This is a genomic window from Anaerotignum sp. MSJ-24, from assembly GCF_018918145.1.
In the GTDB taxonomy this organism is placed as follows: Bacteria; Bacillota; Clostridia; order Lachnospirales; family Anaerotignaceae; genus Metalachnospira.
This window is the reverse complement of record NZ_JAHLPX010000005.1, coordinates 285660-306822: the sequence shown is the minus strand read 5'-3', so window position 1 is coordinate 306822 and position 21163 is coordinate 285660. Positions and strand designations below refer to the sequence as shown.

At 39.5% G+C, this 21163-nt stretch carries 21 protein-coding genes and 1 tRNA gene; 1 reads left to right on the top strand and 21 read right to left on the bottom strand.

The window, feature by feature from the left end:
• From KQI66_RS05800 to KQI66_RS05720, 17 genes are all read right to left on the bottom strand, one after another.
• Positions 1-765, bottom strand: a complete 765-nt coding sequence (locus KQI66_RS05800) for a ribonuclease HII (protein WP_216427732.1) — start codon at positions 763-765, stop codon at positions 1-3.
• Between the two features lie 166 nt (positions 766-931).
• The gene (locus KQI66_RS05795) at positions 932-3301 is read right to left on the bottom strand and encodes a copper amine oxidase N-terminal domain-containing protein (protein WP_216427731.1); all 2370 of its coding nucleotides are present in this window, start codon (positions 3299-3301) and stop codon (positions 932-934) included.
• Between the two features lie 320 nt (positions 3302-3621).
• Positions 3622-4494: a M15 family metallopeptidase gene (locus KQI66_RS05790; RefSeq protein ID WP_216427730.1), complete on the bottom strand. Its 873-nt coding sequence runs from the start codon at positions 4492-4494 to the stop codon at positions 3622-3624.
• Between the two features lie 114 nt (positions 4495-4608).
• On the bottom strand, positions 4609-4917 hold the full coding sequence (locus tag KQI66_RS05785; RefSeq protein WP_216427729.1) for a YlbF family regulator: 309 nt from the start codon (positions 4915-4917) through the stop codon (positions 4609-4611).
• A gap of 27 nt (positions 4918-4944) precedes the next feature.
• Positions 4945-6615, bottom strand: coding sequence for a ribonuclease J (locus KQI66_RS05780; RefSeq protein WP_216427728.1), 1671 nt, complete (start codon positions 6613-6615; stop codon positions 4945-4947).
• Between the two features lie 53 nt (positions 6616-6668).
• Positions 6669-6968, bottom strand: coding sequence for a DUF1292 domain-containing protein (locus KQI66_RS05775; RefSeq protein WP_216427727.1), 300 nt, complete (start codon positions 6966-6968; stop codon positions 6669-6671).
• A 1-nt stretch (position 6969) separates the two neighbouring features.
• A complete protein-coding gene (gene ruvX, locus KQI66_RS05770; RefSeq protein ID WP_216427726.1) occupies positions 6970-7407 on the bottom strand; it encodes a Holliday junction resolvase RuvX in 438 nt (145 codons plus the stop codon).
• A 1-nt stretch (position 7408) separates the two neighbouring features.
• Positions 7409-7678: an IreB family regulatory phosphoprotein gene (locus KQI66_RS05765; RefSeq protein ID WP_253287684.1), complete on the bottom strand. Its 270-nt coding sequence runs from the start codon at positions 7676-7678 to the stop codon at positions 7409-7411.
• 81 nt (positions 7679-7759) lie between these two features.
• Positions 7760-9055: a tRNA (N(6)-L-threonylcarbamoyladenosine(37)-C(2))-methylthiotransferase MtaB gene (gene mtaB / locus KQI66_RS05760; RefSeq protein WP_216427725.1), complete on the bottom strand. Its 1296-nt coding sequence runs from the start codon at positions 9053-9055 to the stop codon at positions 7760-7762.
• Between the two features lies 1 nt (position 9056).
• Entirely contained in the window at positions 9057-9851 is a 795-nt protein-coding gene (locus tag KQI66_RS05755; RefSeq protein WP_216427724.1) for an HAD family hydrolase, read from the bottom strand.
• A 191-nt stretch (positions 9852-10042) separates the two neighbouring features.
• Positions 10043-11368 carry a CapA family protein gene (locus tag KQI66_RS05750; protein WP_216427723.1) on the bottom strand — a complete coding sequence of 442 codons (1326 nt, stop codon included), beginning with the start codon at positions 11366-11368 and terminating at the stop codon, positions 10043-10045.
• A gap of 14 nt (positions 11369-11382) precedes the next feature.
• On the bottom strand, positions 11383-12120 hold the full coding sequence (locus tag KQI66_RS05745; RefSeq protein ID WP_216427722.1) for an amino acid ABC transporter ATP-binding protein: 738 nt from the start codon (positions 12118-12120) through the stop codon (positions 11383-11385).
• Positions 12113-12835, bottom strand: a complete 723-nt coding sequence (locus KQI66_RS05740; protein WP_216427721.1) for an amino acid ABC transporter permease — start codon at positions 12833-12835, stop codon at positions 12113-12115. Before KQI66_RS05740 ends, KQI66_RS05745 begins: the two co-directional genes overlap by 8 nt.
• Positions 12836-12926: 91 nt before the next feature.
• On the bottom strand, positions 12927-13790 hold the full coding sequence (locus KQI66_RS05735; RefSeq protein ID WP_216427720.1) for a transporter substrate-binding domain-containing protein: 864 nt from the start codon (positions 13788-13790) through the stop codon (positions 12927-12929).
• 144 nt (positions 13791-13934) lie between these two features.
• Positions 13935-14483 (bottom strand): hypothetical protein, encoded by a 549-nt coding sequence (locus KQI66_RS05730; protein ID WP_216427719.1) that lies wholly within the window; start codon positions 14481-14483, stop codon positions 13935-13937.
• 13 nt (positions 14484-14496) lie between these two features.
• Entirely contained in the window at positions 14497-15186 is a 690-nt protein-coding gene (locus KQI66_RS05725; RefSeq protein ID WP_216427718.1) for a DNA alkylation repair protein, read from the bottom strand.
• Positions 15183-15884 carry an MBL fold metallo-hydrolase gene (locus KQI66_RS05720; protein ID WP_216427717.1) on the bottom strand — a complete coding sequence of 234 codons (702 nt, stop codon included), beginning with the start codon at positions 15882-15884 and terminating at the stop codon, positions 15183-15185. Before KQI66_RS05720 ends, KQI66_RS05725 begins: the two co-directional genes overlap by 4 nt.
• A gap of 158 nt (positions 15885-16042) precedes the next feature.
• On the opposite strand from KQI66_RS05720, the gene ade reads away from it, so the two are divergent.
• Positions 16043-17701, top strand: a complete 1659-nt coding sequence (gene ade, locus KQI66_RS05715; RefSeq protein WP_216427716.1) for an adenine deaminase — start codon at positions 16043-16045, stop codon at positions 17699-17701.
• Between the two features lie 49 nt (positions 17702-17750).
• Here ade and KQI66_RS05710 read toward each other — a convergent pair.
• The 4 genes from KQI66_RS05710 to KQI66_RS05695 form a co-directional block, all read right to left on the bottom strand.
• A tRNA-Arg gene (locus tag KQI66_RS05710) sits at positions 17751-17823 on the bottom strand.
• A 3-nt stretch (positions 17824-17826) separates the two neighbouring features.
• Positions 17827-18246, bottom strand: a complete 420-nt coding sequence (locus KQI66_RS05705) for a hypothetical protein (protein ID WP_216427715.1) — start codon at positions 18244-18246, stop codon at positions 17827-17829.
• Between the two features lie 59 nt (positions 18247-18305).
• A complete protein-coding gene (locus KQI66_RS05700) occupies positions 18306-20744 on the bottom strand; it encodes a glycogen/starch/alpha-glucan phosphorylase (RefSeq protein ID WP_216427714.1) in 2439 nt (812 codons plus the stop codon).
• A 20-nt stretch (positions 20745-20764) separates the two neighbouring features.
• Complete coding sequence (locus KQI66_RS05695) at positions 20765-21151, bottom strand: hypothetical protein (RefSeq protein ID WP_216427713.1); 387 nt, start codon at positions 21149-21151, stop codon at positions 20765-20767.
• Positions 21152-21163 lie beyond the last annotated feature (12 nt).

Genomic DNA, 21163 nt, shown 5'->3' with positions numbered 1-21163 from the left:
TTATATAAAGTTTTTAATAAATGTTTTTCTGTGTATAGGACAAGGGCCGTATTCCTTTATTGCCGCAATATGCTCTGCCGAACCATAGCCCTTATTTTTCTCAAAGCCGTATTCGGGATATATTTTAGCATATTCGTCCATCATGGCATCTCGTTCCACCTTTGCGATAATGCTTGCCGCACCTATGGAAATGCTCTTTGCATCGCCTTTTATTATACCTCTTTGCGGAACGGTTATCTCCGGTATTGTAACCGCATCGGCAAGCACAAAATCCGCATTGGGGTTTAATGCCGATATTGCCTTACGCATTGCCCTATATGTAGCCTGCAATATGTTTATATCGTCAATTTCAATCGGTGATGCCATTCCGAAGGCATAAGCAACAGCCTTCTCCTTTATAATCGATGAAAGCTCTTCACGCTTATGTGCCGTAAGCTTTTTGGAATCGTTCACACCTTCTATTTTACAGCCAACCGGCAATATAACCGCCGCCGTAACAACCGGGCCTGCAAGAGGGCCTCTTCCGACCTCATCAATTCCGGCAATAAGCTTGTAGCCTTTAGAATAAAGGTCTTTTTCAAACATAGTTATTTCTTCAAGCCTTTTCAGCTCGGCTAAATGTGCTGAATATTTGTTTTCAAACTGCTTTATAAGCTTTATAACACCGGAACGCTCGTCGGCTCTGAAGCCGTCCAGAACCTCCGGAAGTCCGTCATAATCGGTAGTGCTCAATATATTTTTTATTTCTGTTATAGTCAGTGACATTCTACCACCTCAATATTTTATTATACACAATATGGCGGTATATAGCAAATATAATATGTTTTTCGTTCCTTTGAACAAGAGACTTAATGTATTATTGTCTCAAAAAAATCCCCTCCGTAAAACGGAGGGGATAAATCCTATGTTAAATTAAATTAATTCGGATTAATTAGTTAAGTGTAACTGTACCTGAAGCTTCTGTCCAGTTGATTGCACTGATACCAAGTGAGTTAGCAAGATCTCTTACAGGGATAAATGTTCTGTCGTTTACGATAGCTGCTGTTGTGTTCATTGCAACAGGTGTACCGTTGATGTACATTGTTCTTGAACCGATTGTCATAGAAATGATTCTCTGTCCGCTGAGTACTGTTACTGTTCTTGATGCTGCATCCCAGTTAACTGTTGCACCGAATGCTTCTGAGATTGCTCTTACGGGAAGCATTGTGTAGTTTTCGCTGTTGATATATGCAGGAGCGTCAAGGTTAACTGTTTCTGTTCCTACTGCCATTGTTGAAGCGCCAACTGTGATGATGATCTTCTTGTTTGTTGTAGAGTCATCCTGGTCACGAGCTGATGTGATTACGTCAACATAGCTGTCGTTTACTGTTACTGCTTTGTACTTGAAGTATGCAGGGTAAGCTTCATTTGTAACTGCCTCTGCATCATATTCATCTTTTACATTTGATGAGTTTTCCCAAAGGATATTATTAACATTATCAATTACTGTAACTTTTTCTCCATCTTTTTCGATTGTCTTAGTTGTATATCCACCGATGTTTTCAAGTGCATATCCGCCTACGGGAAGTGTTCTGTCAAGGTAAAGTTCAAGTCCGCTTACAACGATTGTTGAAGCCTCTGTTGACTCATCATTTACTGTTACTGTAAGGTATGCTTTATCTCCCTTAACATCAAAGAGATCATAGTCACCTAAATCATCAATATCAACATCAACGTCGATGTCGCCTTCTGTTACTTCTACTTTACCTGCGTCTTCGAAGTCCATCTTCTCTACACCAAGGATAATCTGGTCATCTTCTTTAAGGATACCTTCTTCAGCTTCTGTGATAACGATATCGTTTACAGGTACATATCTGTAGTCGATAAGTACCTCGCTTGTCTTAGCTGATACTGTGTAAGGAGCCTTAACTGTAGCTACCTTAAGTGTTACGTCATCAAACTGTCCGCCAAGTGTAACGTTTACATCACCTGTAAATGTAGGTGCTGCGTTAAGAACGAACTTAACATCAAAGTCTGTCTTGTCAGATTCTTTATTATTCTTTGAATAGTTCTTGATTGTTACAACATTTTCATCGATTTCGTACTCAAAATCATCATTATTTGTGCCATCAAAAATAGCTTCTACTACTTCAATTCCTTCAGGGAATGTGAATGTAGCTTTTCTTGATGTATTAAGGATATCGCCTGTGTTTTCTTCAACTGAAACCTTAAGTGTGTTTTCATCATCGTTGTCAGCACCTGACCAGATCTGAGGAAGATCTTTGTCTTCAACTGAGTATGTAACTGCTTCCTTAACCATCTTAGCAACCTCAAGCTTAACATTTGAGAATTCCTTTGATGAAGCCATTGATGAAACTGTGATTGTAGCTACATCGCCTGCTTTACATTTCTTAAGTGTCTGAATTTTAATGCCAGATATAGTCATATCTGTAAGCATGTTAGGTGTAAATCTGTAATCAGGATCCGCATCCTCAACATTCTCATTGTAGTCTTTAAATGTAATAATTATAGTATCATCATTTTTAGGGTCAATCGCAGCTGTTGCATCAACCTTTTCATCCCCATCTTCATTAAGAAATGATACTGTACCTGCATTTGTAAACTTCCAATTTCCGCTCAACTTAAGTTTGATTGAACCGCCCTTAAGCACGTCAGGTGTAAGTTCTTTGATTGTAATATCTTTTACAGTATCTTCATCCTTTGTAGCATCTTCAACGAAAGTTCTAACGCCCTCTGATGTAATTTCAACTTTACCAGTCTGAGCTGTTGCAATTACTTCTGAAGCTGTCTTGAATGCTGTTACGTTGCTTGTAAACTTAGCAACAACATCACCAACTTCACCTGATTTTACAATCATAGGAAGTACGCAAGTTTTTGAGCCTGGATGTTCTCCATTGAACATTTTAGCATTAAGAGTAATCTTAGCCTTTGTATCGCTCTGAACATCTACTGCAAGAATACCCTTTGCGTTTTTCATGTTAGCTGCAACTTCCATTGAACGTGCTTTGTCATCATCATCTTTTTCGTATGCAAATGTACCGTTTGTAAGTGTTACATAAACATCAAATGCATCAACATCAACAACATCATCACCGGCAGCATTCTTACCCTTATATTTGTAAGTATCTGTGATGTTTACCTGATCGTTGCTCTTTGAAAGTTCAACTCTTGATGTGAAGATCTTATCTGTACCAACTTTGATTTCATCAACTGCTGTAAGTTTTGTTGATGCGAAAGCTGTTGCTGGTACCATTGCTACTGTCATTACAGCGGCAATAAGTAATGCCAATTTTCTTTTCATCTTATTTCCTCCTTTAATTTTAAATGTACGTATTGGCTTATACAAATTGACCGATACATTCATAGAGCACCTTGTTTTCCGCCGTTTTGTCGGGTAAACGGTTATGCACAATGTACAACATGCACATATCTATCAATTAGTATATGTTCATTTTACCCCCCTCGAAAATGTCAAGGCTTTTGGCTATTTTGTAACATAACTGTAACATTGACGTTGGTTCCGTAACAGAAGTCCCCGAATTTCATTGACATTTTCGAAGTTACCTGTAAAAAAGTCGCAAAAAAAGACCCGATACCTTAAGTACCGAGCCTGTCATTAATTTATCCGTTTAATCTTGAAAGCAGTTTATTTCTTCTGTACGCAATCGAGCTTACCGTTTCTGCTTTTGTAATAATTTCTTTGCCTTTATGCGTTGTAACAACATATCCGCCGGTATTGCTGTTTGATATATCGACAACATTTGAATATACCGCATTTTCGTTTTCGGTATAATAAATCTGCCATATAGTTTCACCGTCTGCCCATGTTATCATTCCGTTGTTTTCAAGTGCGGCTATGTATTCCTCCAAGCACCAGTTATTCGCATACATAATGTCGGAATGAGGTCTGCCGACATAACGTATATGCCAAGGCTCATAGCCTATTCCCGTCATTTCTTCCTTCGCCTTGGGGTAACGGACAACAAAGCCGTATTTATAGCAGTTTTTCTTTATCCATTTTCCGGCTTCGGTGTCTATAAAGTTCTCTTCAAGCGTTCCGTCGTTGGATAAATCTATCGCCAATGCAGTATGGTGCTCACTTGCTCCCGGAAGTGCAACATATCTTCTTGTCTGTTTCATTGCCTCTTCGGGCGAAAGTCCCTGTGCAAGCTTTCCGTTATAATCCGTATTGAACAAATCAACCTGCTTTTGATATGTGCGGTATGTACTTACGACCATAGGTGCCTCACCGAGCTCATTTTCCATATCATCAAGCATTATTTCAATATTTTCTGCCGCCTCTTCACGCATTAAATAATATGTATCCTCAAACATCACCTTGTCCGGATCAAACCCGTCCGGTATTCTGTACTCGGCATTAACAAGCATAAGCAGACCGCTGTCCGTATCCTTCGGCGTCTGTGCAAATGCCGTTGTGCTCATCGTTATTATGCTTAAAGCGGAAATAACCAGTATTTTTGACAATTTTGCCATTAAAATACCTCCTTTTGACATAATTATAAAAGGTTTTGGCATTAATGGCAATTTTTATTTGATGTCAATTTGTGGTATTAAAAAATCCGCTGTAAACACAGCGGACTTTCTGACTTAAACAATATTCAATCTTTTTCCGATTTTATCATATATATCTGCAACCATACCCGAAAGTACTTTCTCGCAAAGCATATATTCCTTTATATCCTCGTTTATCGAAAGCTCTCTGTATAATTCGTTTGCAGTGTTTTCCGTTTCAGCAGAAAACGTATTAATAAGCTTTATTTTTAAGCATTTATATCTTTTGATTTTTTCCAGCTCATCGGAGCTGATTTTTTCCTCTGCCGCTTTAAAGCTTCTATACTCGTTTGTATAAGAAATCTGTGCGGCAAGCTCGTTTATAAGTTCGTTTATTTCCTTCACTTAAATTCACCTAAAGCCATACTGTCGTTATACTTCCATAATTATCGGCAGTATCATAGGACTTCTCTTCATCTTCTGCCAAAGGAAATTTTTAAGCGTATCTTTTATTGTATTCTTTATGTTTGACCAACCGGAAATATGGTTAGCCTCGCATTTCATAAGTGCATCGTTAATAACGCTCTTTGCCTCATCCATAAGGTCTTCTGATTCCCTTACGTAAACAAAGCCTCTTGAAATAATATCCGGTCCGGAAACAATACAGCCGGACGCCGAATCAATGGCAACAACAACTATCATCAAGCCGTTTTCCGAAAGGTTTCTTCTGTCACGAAGCACAATATTTCCGACATCGCCTACGCCAAGGCCATCAACAAGCACCTGTCCCGAAGGAACTGTTCCGTTCACCTTTGCATCTTTTTTGGATATTTCCAAAACCTCACCGATATTCATTACAAATATATTTTCTTTGGGAATACCGAGTGACAAAGCCAAATCCCTGTGGCTTAACAGATGAACATATTCACCATGTACCGGCATAAAATATTTAGGCTTTACAAGAGAGAGCATAAGCTTAAGCTCCTCCTGTCTTGCGTGTCCGGAAACGTGTATATCGGCAATGCCATCGTATACAACATCCGCACCTTTACGCATAAGCTCGTTTATTACGTTTGAAATATTTTTTTCATTTCCCGGTATAGATGAAGCACTGATTATTATTTTATCGCCAGGTCTTATGGAAACCTGTTTGTGCTCGTTTGATGCAATTCTCGAAAGAGCCGACATAGTTTCGCCCTGACTGCCTGTTGTTATTATAACCAGCTTATCATCGGTATAATTTTTTATTTCGCTTATATCTATGAGTGTATTATCAGGCATATTCAGATAGTCAAGCTCGATAGATGTCTTAACCGCATTGACCATACTTCTGCCGATTATCGCAACCTTACGTCCGTATTTGTATGCCGAATTTACGATCTGCTGTATACGGTGTATGTTTGATGAGAAGGTCGCAACCATTATTCGGTTTTTAGGCGTTTCGCTGAATATATCGTCAAAAACACCGCCAACCGAGCTTTCGGACATTGTAAAGCCTTTTCTTTCGGCATTTGTGCTGTCGCTCAGAAGAAGAAGCACTCCTGCCTTGCCAAGCTCCGCAAATCTGTGGAGATCCATAACTCCACCGTCGATAGGTGTATAATCCACCTTGAAATCTCCCGTATGGACAACAACGCCTACCGGTGTTGTTATAGCCAGTGCTACCGCATCGGCAATAGAATGGTTTGTATGGATAAACTCAACCTTGAACTGTCCGAGCTTAACCATTTCCCCGGGAACAACCGTATGGAGAGTAACAAGCTTGTTTATGCCATGCTCCTTAAGCTTATTCTCAAGAAGTCCGAGCGTAAGCAATGTACCGAAAACCGGCACATTTATCTCCTTAAGCACATACGGTAATGCACCTATATGGTCCTCATGTCCATGCGTAAGCACAATACCTCTTATTCTGTCCATATTTTTAACAAGGTACGAAATATCGGGTATAACCAAATCTATACCGAGCATATCGTCCTCCGGAAAAGCAAGACCGCAGTCCACAATTATTATATCGTTATCGTATTCGAAAACGGTCATATTTTTTCCGATTTCCTGTAATCCACCCAAAGATATAACTTTTAACTTTGGTTTCTTTGAAGCCAAAAAAACACCTCCTGTCTTATATATTTATAAATGCTTTCACTTATTATTCAAAATTAAAATTCAACGTCATATTCGTCATTTCCGAAAAGTGCTGCAACGGCCTCAAACTCTTCTCCGTCGTCAACAACCGAATATGTAATGTCGTCCTCTGTTTCTCCGACAACCTTAAGTATTTTTGCATCAGCCTCATCATCGTCGATATACTGGCTTTCTATAACAAGCATGTATTCGGCACCGTTATTGCTTATTCTGTCAATAACAACGCATTCTGTTTCTTCGCCTGTTTCATCATCAACCATAGTTATTACAGGTACTTCTTCGTCCATATCGTCTCTTTCAAAATCATCAGCCATTTTATTTTTCTCCTTCTATTCTTTTGCTGTCCAGATACCCTTGAAGTATATGTACAGCCGCCATTTTGTCAATAACGGATTTTCTTTTTTCGTGGCTCAGTCCTGCCTCCATCATACTGTTGTTTGCGGCAACGGTACTGAACCGCTCGTCCCAGAGAATAACAGGTATTTTCTGAAATCTGCGTTCAAGATAATCCTTATATACCTTTGTTTTTTCGCAGCGTGTTCCTTCCGAATTATCAAGATTTTTCGGATAGCCGAGAACTATTGTTTCAACGCCGTATTCATCTATGAGTTCGGCAATTCTTCCGAGGCTCTGTTTATGTTCGTTCGGATTGTTTCTTCTTATTATTTCAACGCCCTGGGCTGTCCAGCCGAACGGATCGCTTACAGCCACACCGACGGTTTTGTCCCCAAGGTCAAGTCCCAATATACGCAAATCAGCATTTTCCTTTCAGATAGTCCGTAATAATTTCCTCAAGAAGCTCATCTCTCTCCAGCTTACGGATTATGCTTCTTGCGTTTTTGTAGCTTGTTATGTATGTCGGATCACCTGAAAGTATATAGCCGACAAGCTGGTTTACGGGATTATAGCCCTTTTCTTCGAGAGCCGCAGTAACGTCCATTATTATTTTTTCTGCTTCGCTTGTATATTCCTTTTCAACTGCGCCGAATCTCATTGTTTCGTTAATCGAGTTTTTCTTTTCCATACTATCACTCCCATGTAAAAGAAATCATATCATCATTAGTAATACTTAATTTTATACCATTTCAAAGTTTTTTGCAATGAATTAAACTATTCTTCCTTCTGCCGTTTCGTGTTCAACCGACATTATTTTTGTATCTGCAATAACATTGCAGAGGTTTTTGTCGCTTTTTGAATGAACTCTTATATAATTTGTCGTATATCCTTCGTATACTCCTTCGGCTATCTCCTGTTCATAAAGAACCGGCATTGTTTTTCCTACAAAGCCTTCTATGAATTCATCAGCCATTCTGTTGCTTAAGCTTATGAGTCTGTTTGTACGCTCATTCTTAACCGAATTCAGCACCTGGTCAGGCATTTTTGCCGCTGGAGTACCTGTCTTGGGCGAATAAGGAAAGGCGTGAATTTTTGAAAATCCGATTTTTTCCGCAAATTTATAGCTTTCCTCAAAATCTTCTTCTGTTTCTCCCGGAAATCCGGCTATTATGTCCGTTGTAAATGCAACATTAGGAAAATACTTTTTCAGTCTTTCCGCCGATTCAATATACTGTTCGGCCGTATATTTTCTGTTCATACGCTTAAGCGTTTTGTTACAGCCGCTCTGAAGAGAAAGATGGAAATGGTCGCATACCTTAGGCAGCTTTGCAAGCTCGCTCACAAATTCCTCTGTTGCAAAATTCGGCTCAATGGAGCTGAAACGTATTCTTTCTATTCCGTCAACCCCATGTACTCTTTTTATCGCATCAAGAAGAGTTGTTCCTTCTAAATCTTTGCCATATGAGGCAACATGTATACCGGCAAGCACAACTTCTTTAAAACCGTTTTTTGCAAGTGTTTCAACTTCTTTGGCTATATCATCAATGCTTCTGCTTCTCACCGGACCTCTCGCATATGGAATTATGCAATAGGTACAGAACTGTGAACAGCCGTCCTGTATTTTTAAATAGGCTCTCGTTCTGCCTTCAAGCTTTTGTATAGACAAATGCTCAAAGCTGTGGTCCTTCAATATTTCACCGACAGTACATATCGTTCCCTGCTGTGCCGAATAATTTTCCACAAGGTCAACTATTTCACTTCTTTTGTTTGTACCGACTATAAGGTTTACACCTTCGATTTCCTTTATTTTTTCCGGCTGTGTCTGTGCATAACAGCCTATTGCCGCAACTATGGCATCGGGATTCTGGCGTTTAACCTTTCTTATAAGCTGACGGCTTTTTTTATCTCCGAAATTCGTAACCGTACAGGTATTTATAACATAAACGTCTGCCGGCTCATCTATACCGACAACCTCATAGCCTCTTTCCGCAAAAAGCTCGGCAATCGCCTCACTTTCATATTGGTTCACCTTACAGCCGAGTGCATGGCTCGCAACCTTTTTCATATCAATATATCTCCTCAATAATACCTTTAAGTGTTTCTATAACCGCATTTTCGTCATTACTGCCGATAACCTTATCGGCTTTATTTCTCACATATTCATCGGCATTGAACATTGCATAGCTCATTCCCGTTTCTGCAAACATTTCCAGATCGTTATAATTATCTCCGAAGGAAACTGTATCTTTTTTATCTATTCCGAATTTTCTGCATATTTCCTTTATTGCCGTTCCTTTGCTTGCATCGATATTCATTATGTCAAGGCAATTATAGCCCGATGTGGCAAGGTACATTCTTCCTCTGTATTCCAGCTCAAGTATTTTATAGGAACGCTCTCTCGGATCAACCGAATCAAACAGCGATACCTTCAAAATGTCATCGTCTATTTCGCTTATATCGTTTATTTTAACTATATCATAGCCGAATATAGGCTGGCGCATAAACTCAATAAGTTCGTCATTTTCGCAATATGCTCTTTTCTTTCCGCATAAAAAGCACGCACAGTCACCTATATTTTCGATTTTATCAACAAGCTCTTCAACAATATTTCTATTCATAACATTGCTGTATATTTCCTCGCCTTTGTATACAACATAGGTTCCGTTTTCGGCAAGATATATTATATCGTTATCAACAGGCAGAAATCTTTTTTTAAGCGATTCAAGCTGTCTTCCGCTTGCCGCCGTAAAGATAATGCCAAGCTCTTTAAGTCTATTTATTATATCGTATATTTCGTTGTCAAGTTCTCCTCTGCTGTTGAGAAGTGTTCCGTCCATATCGGAAGCAATAAGCTTAATCATTCTTTTCCTCCACAGGTTTTTGCGGATATTTTGTGATTTACCAACCTTATTTATTCATTTTAACACATTTGTACAATATTAACAACCATATGCCCGATTTTAAAGCAATATAAATATGTATTTTGATAAACATGACAAAAGCGGTATGAAATGCTTTAAAGCACAATCATACCGCCAAATAAAATTCTTTTTTATTTTATATGAATCATTCCGTCTTTTTCATCATATTCAAGCTTTGTTCCGTATGCCTCACTGTACTTAGTCATGTGCTCGGCTATTTCATGTGCAGTCTTTGTGTCTGCAACTCGAGGGAGTCCTCTGTGAAGAGGCTTTTCGGCATTCATACAAAGGTCGATAGGAAGAAGTCCGTAAGTAAATTTACCGTTTTCGTCCATGTCAATCTGGAGAAGACAGTTTTCGGAGAAACGTCTTTCGGCATTAAAGCCTATGAAGTTTCCATCCTTGTCTTTAGCTCTGTGTGTATGAAGGTCGGAAGGTCTGCTGTCAACCGCATATCCGTATGCCTCATACATTTCCGGTGCTATTATGGATTCTCCGGCCTCAAACTCCATAAGTATACTTCCTATATTATAGAATATAGGCTTTCCTTTGTATACCTCAACGCCTCTAAGGAAATGGGCACCGTGTCCGACAACAACGTCTGCTCCGGCATCAATGGCATCATGTGCAATCTTTTCCACAAATTCGGGTGGTTCTGCCGCATACCAGTTTTCGTTAAGTCCTTCGTGTGTATGAAGGCTGAATATTGTTAAATCAGAACGCTTTGATGCGTCTGTTACGCTCTTAAGCACTTCTTCGGCATCTTTCTCATTTACGAAAGTACGCACATGAGATTTTTCTCCTCTTTCTATCTGTAAACAGCCTTCAAAAAGAGAACCGAATTTAAAAGAATCATTGCCCTGAGGCGGATAGGTTTCCACCTTACAGCCTTCGTCCATACTCTTTCTTGTTCCGAGTGCAACATCTATATTGTGGAGCTGTTCAAAAAGCTCATCTGTAAGCACATATGCTCTTCCCCAACGAAGAGGATTTGAACCGGGACGCTGTGCAACTCCGGCACCGCTGTTGCTTGCCGCAAAAACCTCAGAACGTGTTGAACCTGTTGCAACAATGCCTACTCTTCCCGTAGGTGTATCAAGGAATTTAGGAAGACGGGCCTCTCTTAAATCGCGTCCGACACCGCATGCAATCAGTCCATGTGCTTCAGCCGCATTCATTGTATCCATAACTCCCTGCCAGCCGTAATCACCTGTATGGTTATTAACAAAGCCGACCATTTTAAGGTTTAAATCCGAAAATTCCTTGAGCGTTGCCGGTCTTACGGAGGTCATGTATCCTCTTCCGCAGGCAGGCGGTGTTTCGGGATTAGGTGTACAAAATTCGGCATTAACAAAGCCGCCGTCGGCTGATTTAAGCTTTTCAACAATTTTTTTATCTAAACGGTTTTCAAGATTACGGCTTGAAAACAACGCATCACCGCAAACAATAAAACGCATTTTTTTCCTTCCTTTCATCGTGCAAGCATATGCTTTAAGAAATCCTTTGTACGTGTTTCACGGGTATTAACAAAAATGTCCTCCGGAGTACCGGATTCAACTATATTTCCGTCTGCAAAAAACGCAACTCTGTCAGATACATCTCTGGCGAATGCCATTTCATGTGTAACAATAATCATTGTAAGTCCCTGTTCAGCTATGGAACGGATAACGTCCAGAACACCGCCGACCATTTCCGGATCGAGCGCACTTGTGGGCTCATCAAGAAGCATTACCTTCGGATTGATTGCAAGTGCTCTCGCAATTCCGACACGCTGCTGTTGTCCGCCGGAAAGCTGATGAGGATAATAATTCATTCTGTCCGAAAGACCTACTCTTCTGAGCTGTTCCTCCGCAATGGCTCTTGCCTCCTGTACAGGCTTTTTCTGTACAATAGTCAGAGCCTCCATTACGTTTTCAAGAGCTGTACGGTGCTGAAAAAGGTTATATGATTGGAACACCATAGCTGTATTTCTGCATAACGCCAGTATATCCTTTTTATCCGCATTTGCCGCATCAACGCAAATGTCATCAAGAGTTATTTTTCCTGCATCGGCTCTTTCCAGAAAATTTATTGTACGCAGAAAGGTTGATTTTCCGCTTCCGCTTGCTCCTATTATAGATACAACTTCACCTGTATTAACAGTAAGATCAACGCCTCGCAGTACATGATTATTGCCAAACGATTTTTCTATTCCCTCAAGCTTAATCATTCTGCACCACTTTCCTCTCACGAATATTAAATTTCTTTTCGAGCTTATTAACAACAAACTCGATAATTATGCACATTACCCAGTATAAAAGAGCAAGACCTATATATACCTCAAAAAATCGCATATTACTTCCCGATATAACCTTTGCTCGTCCCATCATGTCCATAACACCGATGGTAAATGCAAGCGAAGTTGATTTAACAAGGCTTATAACGCTGTTGCCGAGATTGGGAATAGCAACAATCATAGCCTGTGGAAGTATTACTCTTCGCATTGTCTGTCCGCCTGTCATTCCGATTGAATGAGCTGCCTCAATGTCCTTTCGATCAACCGAAAGAATTGCCGCACGTATTGCCTCTGCCATATAAGCCGCCTCATTGAGTGAAAAAGCAACATATACAAACACCATATTAGGGATTTTATTTATGCTGAAGGCTGTTCCGAAACGGTAATTAAGTATGTTGAGCATAACCGGAATACCGTAATACGAAAGGAATATCTGTACAAGCAGGGGTGTTCCTCGCATAAAAGATATATAAAGCGTAGCAAGCTGGGAAAGCACCGGAAGCTTTTTAACTCTGAACAGTGCAAGAATAAAGCCTAAAATTATACCTATAATAGCAGCAACAACCGCAATCTCAAGTGTAATCGGAATATTGGGAATAATTCCTTTTATACCTTCAAGTATTGCGGATGGTTTAAAAATATTTTCCATTGTAATTCACACCTGTCTTTATAGCAAATTACCACTGCCGAAATATCTCGGCAGTGGCTAAATTTCGTTGTTTCAGCAGGATTTAAAAGCCTTAGTTTTTAGGAACATAATCTTCTCCGAAGTATTTTACGCTTATTTCGGAAAGAGTGCCGTCTGCTTTAATTTCAGCAAGCGCATTGTCCATTTCGTCTCTTAATTCCGTATTGTCTTTGCTGAAAAGAATCCAAGCTTCAGGGATTTCGATCTCATCAGCATTAGGTATTTCATATACGTTGTATTCATAACCATATTCGTCCATAACGCCTGTTACGTATGTCTGGTTATAGATACAAGCATCATAACGTCCGTTGTAAAGGTCTACAAGAGCTGCACTTGCGTCGGCATCTGTATACTGGATGTCAATAGGATTATCGGGATGCTGTTCGTTATAAGTTTCCATGAAAAGTGCATTTGCACGGCCTGAACCTGCGGGAACTCTCTTGCCACCGAGATCATCAATGCTCTTGATGTCTGTGTTGTCCTTAGCTGTTACAAGAACGATTTTGTTTTTGAAATACGGCTCTGTGCTGAAAAGATATTTTTCTTCACGTTCGGGTTTCTTTGAAATGTTACCGATGATAAGGTCGTAACGTCCTGCATCAAGACCGGCAAACATTGATTCAAATTCCGTTACCTGATAGTCAAGCTTTACATTCATCTTTTCTGCCATAGCGTTGAGCATGTCAATTTCATATCCTACAAGCTCACCGGAATCATCAACATAGTTATAAGGCTTGGGTGTTCCGGGAACGCCTACAACAAGTGTTCTTTCTCCGTCGGCAGCCTCATCTGTTGCTGCATTGTCCTCTGTTTTGTTATCGGTTGTTGATGATGAGCTTGAGCAGCCTGCAAAAGCTCCGACCAGAAGTACAGCAGACATAATTCCTGTACAGATTTTAAGTAAATTTTTCTTCATTTTTTTATTTCCCCCTAATCAAAATACAGTCATTATGATTTTCAATGACTGTATGCTTTATCGTCTATTATATATATTTATATCCTATCCTGTCAATATGTTTTGAGACTTTAAACCGTTAAATTTATCATATTTTGATAACTATTACTTAACAAGCATAAATAAAGGCATTATATGGGAGGCAATTATCAAATTTTTCCCTGTAAGCCATACAACATATGGTTTAAGCTGTTCCCACTTATATGAAGGTTTCTTATCCGACATACAGATTTCCTCTATTTCTTCTATCTTCTGTATTGCTTCGCTCTTCTGACTTTCACTAAGCTGTTCGGACTGCTCGAAAAACAGTCTGGCCGAATCAAATTCATTGGCATCATAAGGCAGTATATCCTGTTCGGGATTGTTTTCTGCTCCGAGTCCGTCATTTTTATAACCGTTATCTCTGAATTCTTCAAGCTTTTTAATAATCAGCTTTACATTATGTCTGTAAACATCACCGGCATCACTGTCCGTTTCATATGCGAGAACAACCTTCATATCTTCATCAAAATTCTTTATTATTTTTTCATATCTGAACAGCATTTTGTCAAAAAGCACAGCCATCTTTTCAACATCAAAGGAATATTCGTCCCATTCGTGCTTACAGTATTCTATATCGTTATTTACCATTCGTTTGATCTCGTATTCGAGCATAAAAACACCTCCCTTAAGCCTTGGTAAGTAAATTTGTTTTCTCCTTCATTTCGTCACTTACCCTGTAAGACTCTCTTATTTTAGATACCGCTTTATTTCTTACCCATATATCAATGCTTTCATTTTTGAGATATTCATAAATTTTTTCAGGATACTTCACCATGCAGTCGGCTATAAGCCATGCCGATGCCATTCTGTCATAGTATCCTATGTATTCCTTATCTCTGCATATGGCAAGTATTTCTTCTATATATTCATCATTTATGTAGTCATGTCTTGCTGAAACAAGTCCGAACCTTACGATAAATTCCTTATCTGATTTACAGCATTCCTTTATATAATTCCAGAACGGCTCTTTTTCGGCTTTTTTCAATCTTATTGTTGAACATACACCGTCGCATACTGCCCAGCCGTCTATAAACGGAACATATTTTTTGCACAAATTTATTTTTTCATCTATGCCGAGCTTGGAATAAAATATAGCCATACCTGTTATTATTTTTTCCTCATAGCTGTCATTCACAGTAAGTTCATCAACGAAATACTCTAAATCATCAAAAGCTATTTTCTTGGCAAGCTTTCTGATTTCCACCGACCTGACACCTATGACCTCCGACTCGGAAGGCTTAAGCTTTGAATGAAAGGCTTTATATTTTTCATCGCCGAGTTCTCTCAGCTTCTTGTCCAGCTCCTGTTTATTCATAACTTGAACACCTGTCCCGGTTTAGTAATCTTCTCTATTCTTTCACAATATTCCTTTGTTCTCGGATCACCCATAAGCTTGTTATATATGGCATAATCCTGCCAGAAGTGCATAGGGAATACATGCTTGATGTCTACATTCTGCATAAGGTAATCTATTGCAAGAATATACTTATCCTCAAGTCTCGGATCAACCGGAACAAAGCCTATGTCTATGCTTACGCCCTTTATTTTCGATATTTCCGAGGTATACTGTTTTTTAATCATGTTGTTAAAGGCATCACTTTCGCCGTTCCAATGCCACCAGTTTAAATCTCCGGCATGGTATATGGTTATTCCGTCCGAATGAACAATGTATGCAACGCCTTCGTCTGTTGATTTAAGCGTTTCTATGGCAACACCGTCAATTATGTAACCCTTATTTGCATTCACAACCGTAACATTTTCAAGACTTTTATCATACATACAGTCCTTTGAAAGAATATATCTTACATTCATATCCTTCCATTTGAATATCACATTTCTGTCATAATGATCCTGATGAAAATGAGATACAAAAACAAATACATTTTTTCCGTTGAACGCCGACAAATCTATGTTGTCAAACTTTCCGCCGTCTGTATAATAATCAAATACAAGGCAGTTTTTCTCTGTTTCAACCATAAATCCGCTGTGATGCAGATAAGTCACTTTTGTCATAAATATTAATGCCCCCTAAATTCCCTGTTGTTTATATTTTATTATATCCTTTGCCAATATTGTTTGTCAAAAAATATAGTACAGAAATTCAAATCGCAGTAGAAATTGACCGTTTCTTATAGTATACTGTATAAAATATATTTTAAGGAGGTTATTTTATGGAAAACAGAATTGATTCTGCACTCGGATACCAGAAGGCTGATATAGTTCTCAGAAATGCAAAATACATAAATGTATTTACAAACGAGCTTCTTGACGGCGACATCGCCATAAAAGACGGCTATTTTGTGGGAATAGGAGATTACGAAGGTATTACGGAAATTGACCTTAAAGGAAACACCGTCATTCCTTCTTTTATAGATGGCCATATTCATCTTGAATCATCCATTGTATCGCCTTACGAATTTGCAAGAGCAACAATTCCTCACGGAACAACAGCTGTCGTTGCCGATCCGCATGAAATAGCCAATGTTATGGGAACAGACGGAATCGACTATATGCTACAGAGCACAGAAGATATGCCGCTTGATGTATTTCTTATGCTTCCTTCCTGTGTTCCGGCAATGCCCGATGACGAAAACGGAGCTGTTCTTACTCACCATGAGCTTGTTCCATATTTAAGAGAAAAGAGAGTTCTCGGTCTTGGTGAGGTTATGAACTGCCCTGCCGTTCTTAATAAAGACTTTGAAATGATCGAAAAGCTTACATCTACACTTGCCTACGGCAAAAAAATCGACGGTCATGCTCCCGGAGTAAGAGGAAAGGCACTAAATGCCTATATAACCGCCGGCGTAACAAGCGACCACGAATGTACAAATCTTGATGAAGCTCTTGAAAAGCTCCGCAAAGGTATGTGGGTAATAATACGTGAAGGTACTGCCGCAAAAAATCTTGAGGCTCTCATAAGACTTTTTGATGAAAAATATCATTTTCGCTGTATGACCTGTACCGACGACAAACATCCCGGCGATTTATACCATGACGGACATATGGATTATATAATCAAAAAAGCTGTTTCTCTCGGCGCAAATCCTATACTTGCTATCAAAACAGCTACAATAAATACGGCAAAGCATTTCGGAATAGACAATGTAGGTGCTATCGGCATAGGCTATAAAGCAAACTTCTCAATCGTTGATGATATTCGTGCATTGAATATTTTGTCAGTATACAAGGAAGGAAAGGAAATTTACAACAAGCAGACGGGACTTGTTCCTTTTGAAAAGCCGAAGGTTGACAAAAAGCTTATGCTCAGAATTAACCATACCTTCAACATAAAGGAATTAAAGCCTTCCGATTTTTCAATAGAAAAACAGGATAAATACACAGTTATCGGCCTGCATAACAAGCAAATAACAACAGAAAAAATCGTTACATCGGATGTTTCGGACTGCGTTATGCTTGCCGTTGCGGAACGCCATAAAGGAACGGGACATATCGGCAAATGCTATCTTTCCGGCTACGGTCTTAAAAAAGGCGCAATAGCAACAAGTATCGCACATGATGCACATAACCTTATTGTTGCCGGAAAAACCGAAGAGGATATGGCTGTTGCCGCAAACTGCGTAAGAAACAACAACGGTGGTTTTGCCATAGCTCTCGACGGAAAAATCATCGGCGAACTGCCTCTGCCTCTTGCCGGCCTTATGTGCGATAAGAGTGTTGAAGAAGTTACCGAAATAATGGATAATCTGCATAAAACAGCCGCTGAGCTCGGTGTAAATCCCGAAATTGATCCGTTTATGACCTTAGGCTTTGTCAGCCTTACGGTTATTCCCGAAATACGACTTACAACAACAGGCATAGTTGAAGTATAATACCAAAAATACCGACACCGGAACAAAGCCGATGTCGGTATTTTATTAATACACCTTGCCGGAATTGAACCGGCAGTCTTTCGGTCCGGAGCCGAACGCTCTATCCATTAAGCCAAAGGTGCTTATCATAAGCAATTTATTCTATATAAAAATTCTGTAATTATCATCTGTCTGCATATGCACTCGATAAGAAATCTTCTTGCACAGAAGGATCGTATCATATCGGCATATTCTTCAAACTGTCCATAAAAGGCAAACGCTGCATCACAGGCATCTGATGCCGCAGCCTCAATAAGCTGTTTATTGCATACATTCTCAATATCAAGAAAGCCTGCACCTTCAATGCCGTTTACAGCCGCCTGAACAAACGGAGCGAGCTTTATGCTCACCGCATCAAAAACCTTTTTCTGTATCTCAATGCCGTTTCCGGACAGAGCCTCCGAAGCTCTGTCCATAAAATCAGCACTGTTTTTTCGTTCAATATATTCTCTGAAAATGCCGTCCATTTTCAGTCCTTCATCAAAATCTCTGCCGAAACTATACATATAAACCTCTCCAAGCCGCCATATATTTTTATTATATGCAGCCCGGAGCACACAAGTGCTTAAATCTCAATATGAAGAGGCTTTATATTCCATATTTCCGAAGCATATTCTCTTATTGTTCTGTCGCTGGAGAACTTACCGCTTTTCGCTGTATTTATAACCGCCATCTTGGCCCAGTTGTCTTTGTCCTTGTATGCCTGACTTACCTTCTCCTGTATATCAACATAAGATGCGAAATCCTCAAGCACAAAATATTCATCTCTGCCGATTATCGAATTATAAATATCTCTGAATATATCGGGATATTCGGGAGCAAATGTGCCGTCAACCAGTGAATTCATTATACGCTTTATGCGGTTGTCGTATTCATAAACAGTCCAAGGATTATAGCTGTGGTCTGCATACATTCTTGCAGTTTCCTGTGCGGAAAGTCCGAAAATAAATATATTGTCCTTTCCGACCTCTTCGTAAATCTCCACATTTGCACCGTCCATTGTTCCGACCGTCAATGCACCGTTAAGCATAAACTTCATGTTTCCTGTTCCGGAGGCTTCTTTTCCGGCTGTGGAAATCTGCTCGCTTATATCTGCCGCAGGTATAAGCTTTTCCGCAAGCGTTACACAATAGTTTGCCATAAACACAACCTTTATTTTTCCCTTTATATCCGGATCATTGTTTACTACATCAGCAACGGAATTAATAAGCTTTATTATATCCTTTGCTATTTTGTATCCGGCGGCAGCCTTTGCTCCGAAAATAAATGTTCTCGGAACAATGTCCATATCAGGATTATCCTTAAGCATGAAATAAAGATTTATAATATGGAATACATTAAGCAGCTGTCTTTTATACTCATGCAGTCTTTTTACCTGTATATCATATATTGAATCGGGATTAATGTCAATACCGTTTGTTTTTAATATATAATCCGCAAGCTCTTTTTTATTATGTTTCTTTATTTCTATAAACTTATCTCTGAATTCTTTGTTGTCCGCAAGCGGTATAAGCTTATTCAGTTCATCAAGGTTTGTTATCCAGCCGTCACCTATATTTTCTGTAATAAGCTCTGAAAGCTTTTTATTTGCGTGCAATAACCATCTTCTCTGTGTTATGCCGTTTGTTTTATTATTGAATTTATCCGGATAAAAGTCATAGAAGTTTTTAAGCTCCTGATTTTTGAGAATCTCCGTATGGAGCTTTGCAACGCCGTTTACGGAGTGGCTTCCGACAATGGCAAGGTACGCCATTTTTATCTGTCCATCGGATATTATAGACATATCGTGTACAATTCCGGGATTGTTTCCGTATTTCTGAACAAGGCTTATGCAGAAACGTCTGTTTATCTCTTCAACAATCATATAAATTCTCGGAAGAAGTCTGCTGAAAAGCTCAACAGGCCATTTTTCAAGTGCCTCCGACATGATAGTATGGTTTGTGTACGCACATACATTTGTTGTTATGTCCCAGGCATTGTCCCATGGAACATCGTTTTCGTCAACCAGCACTCTCATAAGCTCTGCAACTGCAATGCTCGGATGTGTGTCATTGAGCTGGAAAGCAACCTTATCCGGCAATTCCTTGAAATCGGTATGGTTTGTTTTAAATCTTGCAATAACTCTCTGAACCGTTGCCGAAATAAAGAAATACTGCTGTCTTAATCTAAGCTCCTTGCCCTGTATGTGTTCGTCGGCAGGATAAAGCACCTCGGTTATTGTTCTTGCTATGTTTGCCTCTTCAACAGCCTTCGCATAATTTCCTTCGTTAAAGGACTGAAGGTCAAACATATTTTTAGGTCTTGCCTCCCAAAGTCGGAGTGTATTAACCGTATTATTTCCGTAACCTATAACCGGATAATCATAAGGTACGGCAATTACAGAAGAATAATTTTCCTGTATAAATTTATATTCTCCATCCTCTTTTGCTTCTATTCGGACATCACCGCCGAATTTTACCTCAACCTCATATTCGGTACGCTTTATTGACCAGAAATCTCCCGATTCAAGCCAGCCGTCGGGCTTTTCAACCTGAAAACCGTTTTCTATCTTCTGTTCAAATATTCCGTAACGGTATCTTATTCCACAGCCGTATGCAGGATATTCCATTGTAGAAAGGGAATCCAGAAAGCATGCCGCAAGTCTGCCAAGGCCGCCGTTTCCGAGTCCCGGATCCGGCTCTGTGTTTTCAATAAGGTTATAATCAATACCAAGCTCCCCAAGAGCCTCTCTTATGGTATCATACATCTGGAGATTTATTACACCGTTGCCGAAAAATCTTCCCATAAGAAATTCCATGGAAAGATAATATACCATTTTTACATCTTTCTCTTTATATTCATCATGTGTCTTTATCCATTTTTCAGTAAAAACCGTTCTGAGCGCATATATGCACGCCTCGTAAAGCTCCACATCTGTTGCAGTTTCCACAGTCTTTCTGAACAAATTTCTAAGACATTCTACAACAGCATTTTTAATAGTTTCTTTTGAAAAGCTCTGCTCCATTTTCCTTCTCCCTTCGGAATTTAAAGAATCAGTATAACCGCTGTGATGAATCCGACGGCAGCTGCCGCTCCCGTCAATGTATTTTCGGACATTTCTTTTTCCGGCAGTGCCAGCAGACAGCCTGCATAAAGCACCGTTCCCGAAACAATATATCCTAAAAGCTCAATTTTTGAAAAATATGCGGCAGCAAGAATAACCACCGACAACATACTTACAAAATATCTGTTTATTCTCAATATATCAATCAAAATTCCAATAAAAGCTCCGACAATCAAAAAAGCAACAGCCGCAAATGATTTATCCGGATTTTCCGTAAAGCCTATTGCCGAAAATGCCCCGACAGCAATAAATACTCCTCCGAACAAACCTTCCGCAAATTCCGTAAGTCTTTTTTTATTAACTCTCATGGCATTCTCCCA

What these genes read in the sequence shown, in the direction of transcription:
- KQI66_RS05800 (WP_216427732.1), bottom strand. Translation starts at nt 765, where the DNA reads ATGTCACTGACTATAACAGAAATAAAAAATATATTGAGCACTACCGAT.
- KQI66_RS05795 (WP_216427731.1), bottom strand. Translation starts at nt 3,301, where the DNA reads ATGAAAAGAAAATTGGCATTACTTATTGCCGCTGTAATGACAGTAGCA.
- KQI66_RS05790 (WP_216427730.1), bottom strand. Translation starts at nt 4,494, where the DNA reads ATGGCAAAATTGTCAAAAATACTGGTTATTTCCGCTTTAAGCATAATA.
- KQI66_RS05775 (WP_216427727.1), bottom strand. Translation starts at nt 6,968, where the DNA reads ATGGCTGATGATTTTGAAAGAGACGATATGGACGAAGAAGTACCTGTA.
- KQI66_RS05765 (WP_253287684.1), bottom strand. Translation starts at nt 7,678, where the DNA reads ATGGAAAAGAAAAACTCGATTAACGAAACAATGAGATTCGGCGCAGTT.
- mtaB (WP_216427725.1), bottom strand. Translation starts at nt 9,055, where the DNA reads ATGAAAAAGGTTGCGAGCCATGCACTCGGCTGTAAGGTGAACCAATAT.
- KQI66_RS05755 (WP_216427724.1), bottom strand. Translation starts at nt 9,851, where the DNA reads ATGATTAAGCTTATTGCTTCCGATATGGACGGAACACTTCTCAACAGC.
- KQI66_RS05750 (WP_216427723.1), bottom strand. Translation starts at nt 11,368, where the DNA reads ATGCGTTTTATTGTTTGCGGTGATGCGTTGTTTTCAAGCCGTAATCTT.
- KQI66_RS05745 (WP_216427722.1), bottom strand. Translation starts at nt 12,120, where the DNA reads ATGATTAAGCTTGAGGGAATAGAAAAATCGTTTGGCAATAATCATGTA.
- KQI66_RS05740 (WP_216427721.1), bottom strand. Translation starts at nt 12,835, where the DNA reads ATGGAAAATATTTTTAAACCATCCGCAATACTTGAAGGTATAAAAGGA.
- KQI66_RS05735 (WP_216427720.1), bottom strand. Translation starts at nt 13,790, where the DNA reads ATGAAGAAAAATTTACTTAAAATCTGTACAGGAATTATGTCTGCTGTA.
- KQI66_RS05730 (WP_216427719.1), bottom strand. Translation starts at nt 14,483, where the DNA reads ATGCTCGAATACGAGATCAAACGAATGGTAAATAACGATATAGAATAC.
- KQI66_RS05725 (WP_216427718.1), bottom strand. Translation starts at nt 15,186, where the DNA reads ATGAATAAACAGGAGCTGGACAAGAAGCTGAGAGAACTCGGCGATGAA.
- KQI66_RS05720 (WP_216427717.1), bottom strand. Translation starts at nt 15,884, where the DNA reads ATGACAAAAGTGACTTATCTGCATCACAGCGGATTTATGGTTGAAACA.
- ade (WP_216427716.1), top strand. Translation starts at nt 16,043, where the DNA reads ATGGAAAACAGAATTGATTCTGCACTCGGATACCAGAAGGCTGATATA.
- KQI66_RS05705 (WP_216427715.1), bottom strand. Translation starts at nt 18,246, where the DNA reads ATGTATAGTTTCGGCAGAGATTTTGATGAAGGACTGAAAATGGACGGC.
- KQI66_RS05700 (WP_216427714.1), bottom strand. Translation starts at nt 20,744, where the DNA reads ATGGAGCAGAGCTTTTCAAAAGAAACTATTAAAAATGCTGTTGTAGAA.
- KQI66_RS05695 (WP_216427713.1), bottom strand. Translation starts at nt 21,151, where the DNA reads ATGAGAGTTAATAAAAAAAGACTTACGGAATTTGCGGAAGGTTTGTTC.